Origin of the sequence: Shewanella sp. 10N.286.52.E4 (assembly GCF_041468785.1) — a bacterium.
GTDB classification, from domain to species: domain Bacteria; phylum Pseudomonadota; class Gammaproteobacteria; order Enterobacterales; family Shewanellaceae; genus Shewanella; species Shewanella electrodiphila.
Genome location: NZ_JBFRJJ010000005.1, coordinates 53,933 through 67,504, shown reverse-complemented (window position 1 = coordinate 67,504; position 13,572 = coordinate 53,933). Strand labels below are relative to the sequence as shown.

Sequence of the window (13,572 nt, the reverse complement as noted above, 5' to 3'; positions counted from 1 at the left end):
TTCTGTTACGCTTTAAAAATCTGTACCATTGTCATTTCAATACTAATCAATAAAATGCCAGCAGATCATTAGCCATTAACATGACAATAAACATTCAATCTCTTTGCCCTTGCGGCAGAACACTCACTTACGCCCAGTGTTGCCAGCCATTTCACTTAAAAGTTAACACTGCAAATGATGTAGAAACACTCATGCGCTCTCGTTATTGCGCTTTTGTTCTACAGCATCATCAATACTTAATCGACACCCACCACCCTGACTACTTAAATGGCTTAACCGTTGAACTTCTAGCGCAAGGCGCAAATGACACTGAATGGTTAGGATTAGACGTAGAAGAATCGCAAAATGATTTGGTCGAAGGCACAGTCACTTTTAAAGCATGGTATATAAACAATAATGACATCGATGCTATTTACGAGTGTTCACAATTTCAGAAGTTGAATGGCATGTGGTATTACACAGAAGGAGAACAAAGAGCGGCTGAGTTACCCAAACGAAATGATAAGTGCGTTTGCTACAGTGGACAAAAGTTTAAAGCTTGTTGCATGCGAAAAATTGTCTAACGTTAAAGCTTTAAAGTGAAATCAATGCTTAATGTACCGCTGTATTTTGCTCAAAAATGAACTTTGAAAATTCGTTTTCTCTTATAGCGGGACTGTATAAATACCCTTGTGCATGATGGCAACTACTATCTTCGAGGAATATTTCCTGCTCTTTAGTTTCAACCCCTTCCGCTGTCAATGATATGTTCAAGGCTTTGGCCATTGCGATAATTGCGCTAACTATCTCTCGGCTTTCATGGCTAGTGGTTAAATCTGATATAAATGAACGATCTATTTTTAACTTAGTAATAGGAAATTGCTTTAGATAACGCATAGAGCTATAGCCCGTACCAAAGTCGTCAATGGCTAAGCCTACACCCAAGTCAGCTAATTCTTGACACAAACGAGTGGCATGTCGAATATCACCCATTAATTCAGTTTCTGTTATTTCTAGAATCAAACTCTGTGGTTTTATTCTATAACGAGTGACTAAATTCCAAACTTGCTCGAATAAATTGCCACTGAAGAACTGTCTTGCTGCAACGTTAACATGCATCACTATGTCGACATCTTTACGCTGCCATAAATTAAGCTGTTTACAAGCCGCTTCGAGTACCCAGTCACCGATAGCATTAATCATTCCTGATTGTTCTGCTATTTCAATGAACGCACCAGGATAAAGTATGCCCTTTTTAGGGTGATGCCAGCGTATTAACGCCTCAGCACCAATATACTTGTGGTTTTTTAAATCCATTAACGGCTGATAATAGAGTTCAAATTGCCTACCACGGATAGCAGACATTAAATCTCTTTCTATATCAGCATTATTTTTAAACGTGGCTAATAAATCATCATTGAATATCTGAAAATTCAACATGGCTTTCTTCTTGGCATATTGCAGTGCAATATCAGCACAAGATAAAGGTGAGAATTGTGATGCAACAGCAGCGACATCCACAACCGCGATGGCTGCTTTAGGATCAACTTTTTCGCGACCGATAACAGAAGGAACAGCTAGCTTTTGATAAAGCTTAAAAACAACTTCTTCAAGAATTTCTGTTGATTCAAGATCAGGTAACAAAACGGCAAACTCATCACTGCCTACACGTGCAACATCAATGGCATTATTACTTAGTGCGAAGTGTTTTAATCTACGTGCAACTTCAGTTAACAGTGCATCACCTTGCTCATGACCACTGGTGTCATTAAAACGTTTGAAGCCCATCAAATCGATTAGAAACAGTATACCGTTTGAAGCTCGGTCAAGTTGCTGGGTGAAATGCAGCCGATTATGCAAGCCTGTTAAAGTACAATTCCAAGCAAGGTTTTCTAATTCGTCTTTATGTCGACGCTGCTCAGAAACATTAATACAAGAAACCAAGGCATAATAATTACCTTGCTCTGTTACAAAGCGGTTGGCTTGATACTGTACCCAGTATTTAGTGTTATCGACTCTCTCCAGCTCTGCTTCACCTTGAATCGTTTCACCAGCAATTAATTTTTCAGTGAGTTCATTGGCAAGTTCACGTTTACCACGGAAAAAATCTAAAGTAATTAACTCGTTATCTTGAACAATTTCGCGAGCAAGCCCTGTCATCTTTTCATGAGCAGGATTGACGTACTCAATGATCTGAGTTTTCAGATTGATTAACATCAGTACATGCTTAGCTTGTTCTGTCGCACTATGAAACAAAGTTAGTCGTTCATTATTGTCATAGGCATAACGCGTTGCGAGGGTCAGTGCTAATTGATCTGCAAATTGACATGCAAATTCTATGTTTGGTATGGATAATTCAACTTGGTGATCAAACTCAATACAAAGTAGACCTTCGATATGGCCATTTATTCGGATGGCCACATCAAGATTAGATTCAATTCCAGTTTGTTTATAATAGTCAGAAAAACAGCTTAAACGCTTATCAGTTGCTGAAATGCTACTAGCAATGTGTCTATAACGGCGGATTTCTTCAAAATATGATTCAGAGGCAAAATTATCATGACGTAATTGCTTAATCGCATCACTAATAGCGACTACTGGGGAAAGGCAGGCAACAACTTTTTGCTCAAGTGCTTTATTTCGTAGAGAAATAACAGACACACAAGTGGCATTAAAATGCTTCAACAGCAATTTACAGACTAATTCAGAGGTTCCGGTGAAGTCCCCCTTTTCTTTAGCCACAGAGTTTACAATTAACTCTAATAAGTGTTGCTCAGTTTGCTTCATTATTATTCCCAAAAAGACAGCATAGCAATCGGGTTGACCTCATTCTTAGGAGGTCTTTATCCATTTAAAATCAGGGTAATTATCATACCCATAAGTGTTATACAGAAAAAAACCTGTATATAGGAATAAACAAAAGGTCTATCCCAAAAGTATTAGTGTTACGAAGGTTACACTTACGACATAAAATTGCAAGATGTAACCCTTAAATTTAGATTGTAACCAAGAGTTTTCGCTTTTACAGACTGTTTTCTAACTGAAAAATCATTTTTTCAGCTGTAAATTCAAACTCAATAAACACCGTTATGTGATTGTCGGTTTCATCAAAACGAGTGTTAACAGAGTCAAATCGTGTTTCTGCTTTTTCAATAATCGCCTGAGCATCCGCTAAGGCTGTTTCGCCTTCAACTTGCAAAATCAACTGCGTATCTTGTTCATCGATCACAGTACCGATATCAACAAATGAACCACAATCATTACAGCTATCACTAACTTGAACGTCTTGCTTAGTAATCGTTTTAATCATATTAATCGCCTTTCACTGCTATAAAGCGTCAGCATAACGTAAAAACTGTCATTTATTATCTAGCTAGTTCACACAATTAGCAGAACATAATATTCAACAAATGTGACAACAACAATCATTACAGTTTAAAAATCAAGCAACTGCATAAAGCTGGTTTGCTAAAGTCTCACTTATTTTACGCTGAGTGGCTAATTGATCTAAGAAATGAATTTGATTTATTTCTGTAATTTCTGGAACTGATTGTTGGTGTTTTAATTTAGTAAGCTCATCGCAATTAGCCAAAACGATTTGCATTTCATCCTCATATTGCCCGCGAGTCACTAATGCTTCGGGTTTTAAAGCTTGTTGTAAATGAAATTGCGATACCCCGCCGCGTTGAAAATCAGTGGCGTGATCTATAGCTTGCTGTTGTGATAAATCACATACGAGTTGTTGAGCTTGAGGTAACTGAAAAGTTTTGTATAGTTTTTCATCGACATTGAGTTCTTTATCAAGTTGAAATTGTGACATGTCACGAGCATCAACAGACAACATAGATAAAAGAAGGCCAAATTCACCACGACGATCATGTTCAATCGCATCATTTAAACGATTGCCCAGTTGTAGTTCATTGACTAAAGGAAACTCAATTTGCATATAAAAACATCATTAATTACTGCGATTGTTATTTTATCGACCACTTGAACAAATACTTGAGAGTTATTTTCGATTTTGGCTTTACTTATATTTAATTCGTGACTATTATTCTCGCCGCAATTGAGGAGGGGTTCCCGAGTGGCCAAAGGGATCAGACTGTAAATCTGACGGCTCAGCCTTCGAAGGTTCGAATCCTTCTCCCTCCACCATTTGCACCAATGATAAATATACCGTTTCGTGGAGGGGTTCCCGAGTGGCCAAAGGGATCAGACTGTAAATCTGACGGCTCAGCCTTCGAAGGTTCGAATCCTTCTCCCTCCACCATTTATCGGTATGGTTATTATTAAAAATAAATTGTTGTGGCCAACAATTTTGCATAAAAAGTAAGACAAGTAAGAAAATGTGGAGGGGTTCCCGAGTGGCCAAAGGGATCAGACTGTAAATCTGACGGCTCAGCCTTCGAAGGTTCGAATCCTTCTCCCTCCACCACTTCTTATGCTTTAAAATGAAATCTCATTTTATTCTTTATTTCTTGATTAAGTTTGTCTCGTTTTTAAACTGATATTTTTTGATCTTGCTCACATTAATCAGAACGCCTTCTATTACCTAACTGTAAATTAATGATTTTTACCTTTCATCGGCTAAAACATCCTTTAAGCAAAATATAAATAAGACTATGATATTGATCTCTTTTCTTTTAAAGGTTCCATTATGTCTAAACAATGGGTTAAACAGGCAATCGCCAAAATCGAAGCGGACTTTCAGAGAAGCGCTGACACGCACTTAATCAAATTAGACCTTCCGCAACTTGATGGCATCGATATTTACCTTAAAGATGAAAGCACTCACCCAACTGGCAGTCTCAAACACCGATTAGCTCGTTCATTGTTCTTATATGCCATATCCAACGGTTGGGTAAACGAACACACCAGTATCATTGAGTCATCATCAGGCAGCACTGCCGTATCAGAAGCATATTTTTCACGTTTATTAGGTCTACCTTTTATTGCCGTCATGCCTTCATCGACCGCAAAAACCAAAATTGAGCAAATCGAATTTTATGGCGGCCAATGCCACTTTGTTGATCATAGCAGTAAAATATATGCAGAATCGCAACGTTTAGCAGAGGAATTAAATGGTCACTATATGGATCAATTTACTTATGCTGAACGTGCGACCGATTGGCGTGGTAATAACAACATCGCTGATTCTATATTTAATCAAATGCAAAAAGAGCCCTATCCAATACCTGAATGGATTGTGATGAGTCCAGGCACTGGTGGCACATCCGCTACCATAGGCCGTTATTTGAACTATCAGCAATTATCGACCAAGTTATGTGTTGTTGACCCAGAAAACTCGGTCTTTTACGACTACTATCATCAAGGCGATCAATTAATCACCTGTGAAAATGGCAGTAAAATTGAGGGTATTGGTCGACCAAGAGTTGAGCCTTCATTTATTGCAGGTGTTGTAGATGACATGAAAAAAATCCCAGACGCTGCTTCTCTTGCAACCATGAATTGGCTTGCCAAGTTGATTGGAAGAAAAGTCGGTCCCTCTACAGGAACTAATTTATACGGTGTGCTGGAACTTGCCTGCGCAATGAAACAAGCAGGCCAAACGGGTTCGCTAGTGACGCTTTTATGTGATTCAGGTGAACGTTATCTTGATACTTATTACAATGCACAATGGATTGATAACAATATCGGCTCAACAGCGCAGTATGATGCATTGTTAGAAAAGTTTAATACGTCTGGTTCACTTAAATAGTCTCGCTTACTCAAATAGCGTATTTAATGACTGATTAGTTTGCATAAAAAAACCGCTTAATAGCGGTTTTTTTATAATCAGAATGCTGAGTAACTTAACGTGAAGTTCTCTTGTACAACTTATTAATCAATATCTAAATACTTATGTGTTTGGATTGATAATCGCCAGTTACGTGCAATACAGGTTTTCATCGCAAGTTCAGTCGCTCTTGGCTTTTGACTGATTGGTTGTAAACAAATGGTTTTACCTGTGGTATCTATTGGGTTTAACAATTCATCCAATTCATCGATATGTTTTTGAGTTGCTATAGGATGTTTTATTTCATTTGCACGCATTAATGCTTGATCAAGTACGGCATACCCACCCTTCATGTTCACTTTTGGCGATACGGTAACCCAAACGTCTTTATGACAAACCACATCAAATGTGCCACTGGTTTCAATTTGTATATCGTAACCTGCGTCAATCAATTCATTGGTTAATGCTGATAAATCATATAAACATGGTTCACCGCCCGTTAGAACAATATGCTTTGCGGTAAAACCTTTCGCTTTAAAGGCATTAATAAGGCTTGATGCATTATGTTCTGACCAGCGGCCGATAGTGCCATCAACTTGAATCACTTGTTCTTGTGAGACGTTGTTTTCAGCGAGCACTTCCCAGGTTTGCTTGGTATCACACCAAGAACACCCTACAGGACAGCCTTGTAGACGAACAAAAATCGCTGGTACGCCAGTAAACGTTCCCTCGCCTTGGATTGTTTCAAACACTTCGTTTACTGGATAATTCATGTAAATGCCTTACTTTTAAAAAGTGCAGATAATCATCTGCTATATAGAGAGTATGTTTTGTTTCGAGGGCGCATTTATAGATGATTTTCAATGTAGCTGCAAGTTTTTGCTATCGCTTGCTGCAATAAGATAAAATAGCGGGATAATGTATTTTTCAAACTCATAGCGAGTCATTCTTAAACAACTGAGGTTCAGTTTGTTTAATAACAAGCCGATATGAGTTTTACAGTGAGATTTTATGTCAAAAGCAATCGTTGTTTTTAGTGGTGGTCAAGATTCCACAACGTGCCTAATACAGGCAATGACAGAATATGATGAAGTTCATGCAATAACCTTTGACTATGGTCAACGTCATCGTCAAGAGATTGAAATAGCTCAATCATTAGCTAAACAGCTTAATATCGCCAGTCACAAGGTCATGGATGTCAGCTTATTGAACGAGCTCGCTATTTCAGCGTTAACTCGAGATTCAATTCCTGTCTCACATGAATTGATGGAAAACGGTCTACCAAGTACGTTTGTCCCAGGTAGAAATATTTTGTTCTTAACTCTTGCTGGTATTTATGCGTATCAGCTAGGTTGCGACGCCATTATCACCGGCGTTTGTGAAACCGATTTCTCGGGTTACCCAGATTGTCGCGATGAATTTATTAAGTCCATGCAACAATCACTGGCATTAGGTATGGATAAGCCACTTAAAATTGTGACGCCATTAATGTGGCTAAACAAAGCTGAGACTTGGGCACTGGCAGATAAGTACCACTCGTTATCATTAGTAACTGAAGAAACGCTCACTTGTTACAACGGCATTAAAGGCAGTGGCTGCGGAGACTGCCCTGCGTGTTTGTTACGTCAACGTGGGTTGGATGATTATCTTAGTAATAAATCAACTGTGATGGCGTCTTTAGAGTCTAAGCAATAACGTTATTCGAATTATTTAATTCTAATCAGAATCGTTACCAATGATTAAAGTTTATTCTTAGCTACAATTAACACTATGACTCGATTTAAATGGATTTTACTATGCCAAGAAGCCGCAACAGCAGTGCAGGAACCTACTATTTCGCACTAGTAATCAGTGTCATTTGCACTGTGTTATTTGTCTCAACGATGACACCAATGGCAAACATAAACATTGATGCTTTACTCAGTTATCGTTACGACAATATCGCTGCAGGTGAACTATGGCGGATTGCGACTGGCAACTTACTCCATACTAACCTATGGCATTTGCTAATGAACTTAGCTGGTTTTTGGGTCATTTTGTTTTTACATGAGATGCACTACAAAGGTCATGCTAGCAAGTTTATGGGATTGTTTTTCAGTTTATGTATTCTTGAAGGCCTAGGTTTGTACTTCTTTTATCCAGAACTTAAAGGATACGTCGGTTTAAGTGGTCTACTGCACGGCTTATTTACCTTTGGCGCGTTATTAGACATCCGAAAAGGGTATATTTCAGGCTACTTATTACTCGTCGGAGTCTGTCTTAAAGTGGCTTATGAAATGTACTTTGGCGCGAGTGAAAGTGTTAGCTCACTGATTAATGCAAGAGTCGCCACTGAGTCACACTTCATTGGTGTACTTAGCGGATTACTTTGTGGTCTTGTTTGGTTGCCTCTTATCAGATTTTTCAAACATCAGAAATTGGTTTCAGGTTAGAGCGAATAAATTAAATGGGTGCAATTGCACCCATTTTTGTTTGATACTTTAACCACAAATTAAGTAGATGCAAAAGATCATCGTTTGAGTGATGTTTGATATACATTAGGCCGCCACACTTGCATTAGAATTTCTGGATTATCTATAGGTAAATAACCAAATTGGGCATAAAGGCCATGTGCATCTCGTGTGGCTAACATCATTCTACGAAAACCTTTAATCTGTTCATGATTCATAATGGTATCGATAAGCCATTTACTTAATCCCTTGCCCCTGTGTTCATCAACAACAAACACATCTGCTAAATAACCAAAAGTTGCATGGTCCGTAATTAATCTTGCAAAACCGACTTGTTGATTTGATTCAGTTAACACACTAAAACAACTTGAATGCTCTATCGCTTTTTGCAACACGGCCATCGGTATATCTTTAGCCCAATAAGAGTGAGTGATAAATTCGTGAACGATATTGATATCAATATCATTTTTATCTGTGCTAATTTTAAACCCTTTCACTTGGAGGTCTTTTCTATCACTGCCGCTTTTATCCATGCCATCACGCCTTACACAATTAGTCATTAGGTTTTATTTACAGAATGTTCAATCAGGCTCTTTGTATAAGCAAGTAAGGCTTTATCATCCATCCTTGACGACTTTGCTAAGCCATTTAATACACCTTGTTGATCAGCCTCTGAGCGATGCTGGCCTAGTTTCAGTTTTCCCTCAGCATGGGTAATTTCAATTTTAAAACCCACGATGGCTTTAGCGAGTTTTTGCTTATATTCCTCAGGAATAAAACCGCCACTTTCAGCTAATGACGGTTCATAATATTGAATCGTGTCTGAAAGTATTTGTAAGGTCTCTTCGCTGCTTGTTAGGCTTATATGCCCCTTTACATGTACGGCAGCATAATTCCAGGTCGGCACCGCTGGATAACTGTCATACCATGTGGGAGAAATATAGCCATGAGGACCAGAAAACACCGCTAAAATAGCTTTGGTATCAAACGCTTTCCAATGACTATTCGCTTTAGCAAGATGACCATATAAAGTGCCTAGTTCTCCTTCATCACGTTTTAATAATAAAGGGAGATGTGAAGCAGTTAAGTCTTGAGTGGTTAAAATGGCAAAGCTAAATTCATCTATAAAGTCATGGATCTGTTCAAGTGATTCCATTTGTAAGTTCTTAGGTATATACATATTGCTCCCTGCTATAAAAAAAGCTTATATAAAAGCTTATATAAACTCCCTATGCTACTTGTTTAGGTTAACTCTTTATCTTAATACTTATCCTTTGGATAAATAATCTTACCTAACTAAGTTCAAGTTATTTAGTCTCTAAGTAATAAGCTAAACGCTGTTGTAATGGCAAAATGGCATCTTTGTCATTCATATATTCTTCAATCGACATTAATTGCCAATATTGACCTTCATCTCCAAAGTGAATCGACTCAATCTCTAGCTGTGTCGCCTGTGCAACAAAGAAGAATGAAATACCATCAGATGTTTGATTAATGGCTTGTTGTTTGTATATCAACCTCTCAGTAGGTAATGCAATAGAAAATTCTTCATGCAATTCACGTAACACACATTGTTCAGGCGTTTCATTTCCTTCTCTACCGCCGCCAGGGAAATCCCATAAGTTAGGAAAAGGGATGCTGTCTATATTATCTCTTCGATATACGAGTAGTTGAGCATCAAATATCAATGCTAATTTACACCCTGTAAAAGCGTGATTAGCTGAATCTATCTTGTTCATTTAATACTCCATTTGAGACGTTATAATCTTTGCCGATATAAAAAAACCAGTGCAAGCACTGGTTTTAGTCTCTGTTTTTACATTCGTTGCTAATACATTATGCAATGATGATAAAACCTATAAAGGTAATTGCTGCTGCAATCAGTGTATAAGGTAGCTGAGTAACAGCATGACTCACCAAGTTACACCCTGCACCTTGCGCCGCAAGTACAGTCGAATCACTATAAAAACAAGCCTGGCTACCAAAAGATGAAGCTGATAATAGTGCGCCAATCACCAAAGGAATATCAGCATTAACAGCTTGTGCTAATGGCATAACAATCGGTATAGATACCGCAAATATTCCCCAACTAGAACCTGTAGCAAACGCGAGTATTGCCATTGCAATAAATACCACAGCCGGTAACAGCTGCGCTGTCATATATGGGCTTAAGCTTTCAATGACAAATTGCGGTAGCAATAATTGATCGCATACATCTTTGAAAATAAAAGCTGCGATAACGGTGCCGATTGCAGGCAGCATACTTTTAAAGCCATCAATCATTTGCTCCATCATCTCTGCAAATGGCATCAGCTTTTGTACTGCGTAATAAGGTATAGTTATCAACATTGTTGCTAATAAACCTAACCAGACATCAATGTCAAAATACACAGTGAAGCCTACCAACATGATTATCGGCACTAGAAAATTATGTAGTTTCCCTTGGTGATCAGCAGTTTTAAATTCATCTTCCATCGCTTTAACAGCGTAATCATTACTGGTTTGGATATCCGCAGATTCATCGACAGGGATCCCAATACCTTGGCGTGCTTTTAACTCAGCTTTTTTCATCGGCCCAATTAAAGGAATAATACCTAAAATAACCAGCGGCACCATGATGACAGCAACCCAGGCATACAACATATAAGGTATCGCTGACATATATACACTGATTGCTTGCCCCGTTTCTGCAATGCCATTGTCTACCAACAAGCCGCCAAAAAATACCGCCCAAGTTGACAATGGCACTAATACACAGATCGGCGCAGCAGTTGAATCAACAACATACGCTAGCATTTCACGAGAAATTCGAAACTTGTCAGTCACTCGCTTCATGGTTTCACCCACTGTAAGCGCATTCAAATAATCATCAATGAATATGGCAACACCCAATACAAACGTCATCATCAAAGACGATTTAGGGCCTTTGGCGACTTTCAGTGCATTTTTACCAAAGGCAAATGCACCGCCTGTTCTAACCAATAAAGCAATCAAAGCACCAAAAGTACCACACACTAAAATAAGCCAGCCGATGGTTTCATCTGCCATGACTTTAAGTGATATTTCTGAAAAGTTATTTAATGCTTCTGTTGGCTCAAGCATCAATAAACCCACAACAGCACCTATCACCAAAGCGAGAATAGGCCTTCTTAATAAAATTGCTAATATCAAAACAACCACAGGCGGGATCAAGCTGATCGCAGATGGCTCTGTCATGACGTCTTTCCTTGTTTAAATTTGATTTTGAAAAATGGAGATGCAAAATAATGTCGTTATGTCTTGGAGTCAACAAAAATAAAACATAAACAGCAAATAAAATAAGAATTTTTGACAAAGAAATCAACTATGAATAATTCATCATGACTGAATGAGCAGTCACCATATCGCAGGTAACTGAATAAACAGTCAAGGTTATAGGTTTATTCTAATTAAAAAGTGGAATTTAACGAGCAATAAACGTCACATCAAAGCGCCCTAAACCGCCGTATTCGAGTTTAAGAGGTACATCTAGTGCCATTTTAACCACACCATAATACGAACCAGTAATGATTGCTTGGCCAGCTTGCAAACTAATCCCTCTTTCACTTAAATGATTTACTAACCAATACAAAGGGTTTTGTGGCAAATCACATGGGTGCTCTCCCACTACATTTTGTTGTTGTTCACCTTGTTGAAGTGACAAAGCAATATTAGACGCACTATAAGCTAAAGATTTTTCAATTTCAGGCCCCAAATATAGCCCCTGATTGCTTAAGCCATCTGCCAAGCGTTCAAAGTGATTAGCTGGATAGTCCTTTGTAAACCTTGGTTGTATAAGCTCTAAAGCCATTCTAGTTTCACCAACAGCCTTATCGATTTCCGCTTCTGAGTATACTTTACCGCTGGGTAAATCTTCAGTTAAAACAAAAGCAATTTCAGGCTCAATAAGAGCCTGATTGTTCACTGGTGCTATTGGGCATATTGTTTGTTCAACAACACTTTCACCAAGTAACGGCGCCACAATAAGACTGCCATCGTCACGTGGGGTTAAGCACTTCCAGCCAACCACAGGATGTTGATGCATTTCAGCCATAATCTGCTGCACTGTTAGCGCTTCAGATAACGAATCAGGTGCAGTAGTCCGTGACGTTTCAGCAACAGGCTTAGCAGCACCTCGTTGCATTAATAAATGTTTGGCATACCCAACTAGTTTGTCTGAAACCGTTAGTTTGTTTGTAAGATTGTTTGAGTCAGAATGAGCCACACTGGATCCTTGTGTAATAGTTAACTTGAATCATCTTTTGATTTTAAATAGTGCGTTGACTATTTAACTATGAAATAGCGATTAATAGTTGGAATCTGTTCTATAAAGTTAAACATATGATGTTTAACTGTGCAATGTGAATTTTTTCAAGGACAGTTATTAAAATCGCAAATCAGCTGACTTAATTTAGATACTCAGAATGTTACTGAAACAGAAACACAAATAGCATGGATATAGAGGCTAAACATAAGGAATAGACTTAGCGGAGCGAAATAACCTAGTCAAATAGCTGTATCAAAGATCATTATTCATCATAAATAACATCAAAATAAAAAACGGCTCAATCAATGATTGAACCGTTTCTTTGAATACTCAAGCTTTAAAGACTCATTTTACAACACTGCTGTTTATGCCATTAATGCAACCAAACGAGCTTTAGCATCGCTTAATAAGGTTTCTGTTAATGATTGTGCTAATGCACCATCTTTAGCTTTAATTGCATCAAATACTTCTTGGTGAAATGGAATCGATGTTTTGTTTTCAGCATCATTTTGGTTAGTAACCCGAATACTGACTAACAAGGCTGAAAAAATCACGCACTCCATCGAAATGAATAACTCATTATGAGACGCTTTTAAAATAGCACTGTGAAAGTGCGCATCTGCAATCACAAAACGATCCACATCGCTTGTAGACGCTTCCATTTCAGCGAGTGCTTCAGTAATTGCTTGAATATCTTCATCCGTGGCATTTAATGCTGCGAGACTGGCAGCTTTAGGCTCAAATGCGAGTCTAAACTCCATCAATTGAGTTAAAAAGTCAGGATTAAGTGGTGCAGAAAGGTGCCAAGCTAAAACATCATCGTCAAGTAAAGCCCAGTTATTTCTAGGTTTAACACGAGTACCTATTCCTCGGCGTACATCTAATAAGCCTTTACCAACGAGAATTTTTACCGCATCACGAACGACAACTCGACTGACTTGATAGCGTTCAGCCAGTTTATTTTCATCATCAATAAGCGTACCAGGCACAAACGTGCCAGCAACAATCCTACGACCTAACTCTTTTGCTACTTGAACAGGCAAACTCGGTGACATCGAGTTCGTTCTTCTTAAATCGTAGTATGTTAATTCACTCATTAAATATTTTTCCAAAAAGATAAC

Annotated in this window: 14 protein-coding genes and 3 tRNA genes; 7 read left to right on the top strand and 10 right to left on the bottom strand. The window is 38.3% G+C overall.

The features are described 5' to 3' along the window. Nucleotides 1-80: 80 nt before the first annotated feature. Entirely contained in the window at nt 81-563 is a 483-nt protein-coding gene (locus AB4153_RS02665) for a YchJ family protein (protein WP_371996270.1), read from the top strand. Nucleotides 564-591: 28 nt separating this feature from the next. Here the strand turns inward: AB4153_RS02665 and AB4153_RS02660 are convergent, their stop codons facing one another. The 3 genes from AB4153_RS02660 to AB4153_RS02650 all read right to left on the bottom strand — a co-directional run bounded on the left by AB4153_RS02660 (nt 592) and on the right by AB4153_RS02650 (nt 3,925). Continuing rightward, complete coding sequence (locus AB4153_RS02660; RefSeq protein WP_229368697.1) at nt 592-2,769, bottom strand: EAL domain-containing protein; 2,178 nt, start codon at nt 2,767-2,769, stop codon at nt 592-594. Between the two features lie 232 nt (nt 2,770-3,001). Then, complete coding sequence (locus AB4153_RS02655; RefSeq protein WP_102527228.1) at nt 3,002-3,289, bottom strand: DUF406 family protein; 288 nt, start codon at nt 3,287-3,289, stop codon at nt 3,002-3,004. Nucleotides 3,290-3,421: 132 nt separating this feature from the next. Further along, complete coding sequence (locus AB4153_RS02650; RefSeq protein WP_229368580.1) at nt 3,422-3,925, bottom strand: VC2046/SO_2500 family protein; 504 nt, start codon at nt 3,923-3,925, stop codon at nt 3,422-3,424. A gap of 124 nt (nt 3,926-4,049) precedes the next feature. Here AB4153_RS02650 and AB4153_RS02645 point away from each other — a divergent pair. The 4 genes from AB4153_RS02645 (at nt 4,050) to AB4153_RS02630 (ending at nt 5,698) form a co-directional block, all read left to right on the top strand. Continuing rightward, nucleotides 4,050-4,134 (top strand) — tRNA-Tyr (locus tag AB4153_RS02645). Between the two features lie 30 nt (nt 4,135-4,164). Next, nucleotides 4,165-4,249 (top strand) — tRNA-Tyr (locus tag AB4153_RS02640). A gap of 80 nt (nt 4,250-4,329) precedes the next feature. Further along, a tRNA-Tyr gene (locus AB4153_RS02635) sits at nt 4,330-4,414 on the top strand. A 222-nt stretch (nt 4,415-4,636) separates the two neighbouring features. Then, the gene (locus AB4153_RS02630; RefSeq protein WP_303517618.1) at nt 4,637-5,698 is read left to right on the top strand and encodes a PLP-dependent cysteine synthase family protein; all 1,062 of its coding nucleotides are present in this window, start codon (nt 4,637-4,639) and stop codon (nt 5,696-5,698) included. Nucleotides 5,699-5,820: 122 nt separating this feature from the next. Here AB4153_RS02630 and queE read toward each other — a convergent pair whose 3' ends face one another. Continuing rightward, nucleotides 5,821-6,489 (bottom strand): 7-carboxy-7-deazaguanine synthase QueE, encoded by a 669-nt coding sequence (gene queE, locus AB4153_RS02625; protein ID WP_248956341.1) that lies wholly within the window; start codon nt 6,487-6,489, stop codon nt 5,821-5,823. A 238-nt stretch (nt 6,490-6,727) separates the two neighbouring features. On the opposite strand from queE, the gene queC reads away from it, so the two are divergent. Continuing rightward, a complete protein-coding gene (queC, locus tag AB4153_RS02620) occupies nt 6,728-7,411 on the top strand; it encodes a 7-cyano-7-deazaguanine synthase QueC (protein ID WP_229371814.1) in 684 nt (227 codons plus the stop codon). Nucleotides 7,412-7,512: 101 nt separating this feature from the next. Continuing rightward, a complete protein-coding gene (rrtA, locus tag AB4153_RS02615; protein ID WP_102527223.1) occupies nt 7,513-8,148 on the top strand; it encodes a rhombosortase in 636 nt (211 codons plus the stop codon). Between the two features lie 77 nt (nt 8,149-8,225). Here the strand turns inward: rrtA and AB4153_RS02610 are convergent, their stop codons facing one another. From AB4153_RS02610 to AB4153_RS02585, 6 genes are all read right to left on the bottom strand, one after another. Then, a complete protein-coding gene (locus AB4153_RS02610; protein ID WP_371996266.1) occupies nt 8,226-8,699 on the bottom strand; it encodes a GNAT family N-acetyltransferase in 474 nt (157 codons plus the stop codon). A 26-nt stretch (nt 8,700-8,725) separates the two neighbouring features. After that, complete coding sequence (locus AB4153_RS02605; protein WP_371996265.1) at nt 8,726-9,346, bottom strand: FMN-binding negative transcriptional regulator; 621 nt, start codon at nt 9,344-9,346, stop codon at nt 8,726-8,728. 127 nt (nt 9,347-9,473) lie between these two features. Then, entirely contained in the window at nt 9,474-9,905 is a 432-nt protein-coding gene (locus tag AB4153_RS02600) for an NUDIX hydrolase (RefSeq protein WP_303517632.1), read from the bottom strand. A gap of 97 nt (nt 9,906-10,002) precedes the next feature. After that, nucleotides 10,003-11,382, bottom strand: coding sequence for a Na+/H+ antiporter NhaC family protein (locus AB4153_RS02595; RefSeq protein ID WP_371996263.1), 1,380 nt, complete (start codon nt 11,380-11,382; stop codon nt 10,003-10,005). 226 nt (nt 11,383-11,608) lie between these two features. After that, nucleotides 11,609-12,409, bottom strand: coding sequence for a 2-keto-4-pentenoate hydratase (locus AB4153_RS02590; RefSeq protein ID WP_371996262.1), 801 nt, complete (start codon nt 12,407-12,409; stop codon nt 11,609-11,611). A 407-nt stretch (nt 12,410-12,816) separates the two neighbouring features. Further along, on the bottom strand, nt 12,817-13,548 hold the full coding sequence (locus AB4153_RS02585; RefSeq protein ID WP_102527218.1) for a FadR/GntR family transcriptional regulator: 732 nt from the start codon (nt 13,546-13,548) through the stop codon (nt 12,817-12,819). Nucleotides 13,549-13,572 lie beyond the last annotated feature (24 nt).

Excerpts from the sequence above, each read along its gene's own strand:
- AB4153_RS02665 (WP_371996270.1), top strand. The coding sequence starts at position 81 with ATGACAATAAACATTCAATCTCTTTGCCCTTGCGGCAGAACACTCACT.
- AB4153_RS02655 (WP_102527228.1), bottom strand. The coding sequence starts at position 3,289 with ATGATTAAAACGATTACTAAGCAAGACGTTCAAGTTAGTGATAGCTGT.
- AB4153_RS02650 (WP_229368580.1), bottom strand. The coding sequence starts at position 3,925 with ATGCAAATTGAGTTTCCTTTAGTCAATGAACTACAACTGGGCAATCGT.
- AB4153_RS02630 (WP_303517618.1), top strand. The coding sequence starts at position 4,637 with ATGTCTAAACAATGGGTTAAACAGGCAATCGCCAAAATCGAAGCGGAC.
- queE (WP_248956341.1), bottom strand. The coding sequence starts at position 6,489 with ATGAATTATCCAGTAAACGAAGTGTTTGAAACAATCCAAGGCGAGGGA.
- queC (WP_229371814.1), top strand. The coding sequence starts at position 6,728 with ATGTCAAAAGCAATCGTTGTTTTTAGTGGTGGTCAAGATTCCACAACG.
- rrtA (WP_102527223.1), top strand. The coding sequence starts at position 7,513 with ATGCCAAGAAGCCGCAACAGCAGTGCAGGAACCTACTATTTCGCACTA.
- AB4153_RS02610 (WP_371996266.1), bottom strand. The coding sequence starts at position 8,699 with ATGGATAAAAGCGGCAGTGATAGAAAAGACCTCCAAGTGAAAGGGTTT.
- AB4153_RS02605 (WP_371996265.1), bottom strand. The coding sequence starts at position 9,346 with ATGTATATACCTAAGAACTTACAAATGGAATCACTTGAACAGATCCAT.
- AB4153_RS02600 (WP_303517632.1), bottom strand. The coding sequence starts at position 9,905 with ATGAACAAGATAGATTCAGCTAATCACGCTTTTACAGGGTGTAAATTA.
- AB4153_RS02595 (WP_371996263.1), bottom strand. The coding sequence starts at position 11,382 with ATGACAGAGCCATCTGCGATCAGCTTGATCCCGCCTGTGGTTGTTTTG.
- AB4153_RS02585 (WP_102527218.1), bottom strand. The coding sequence starts at position 13,548 with ATGAGTGAATTAACATACTACGATTTAAGAAGAACGAACTCGATGTCA.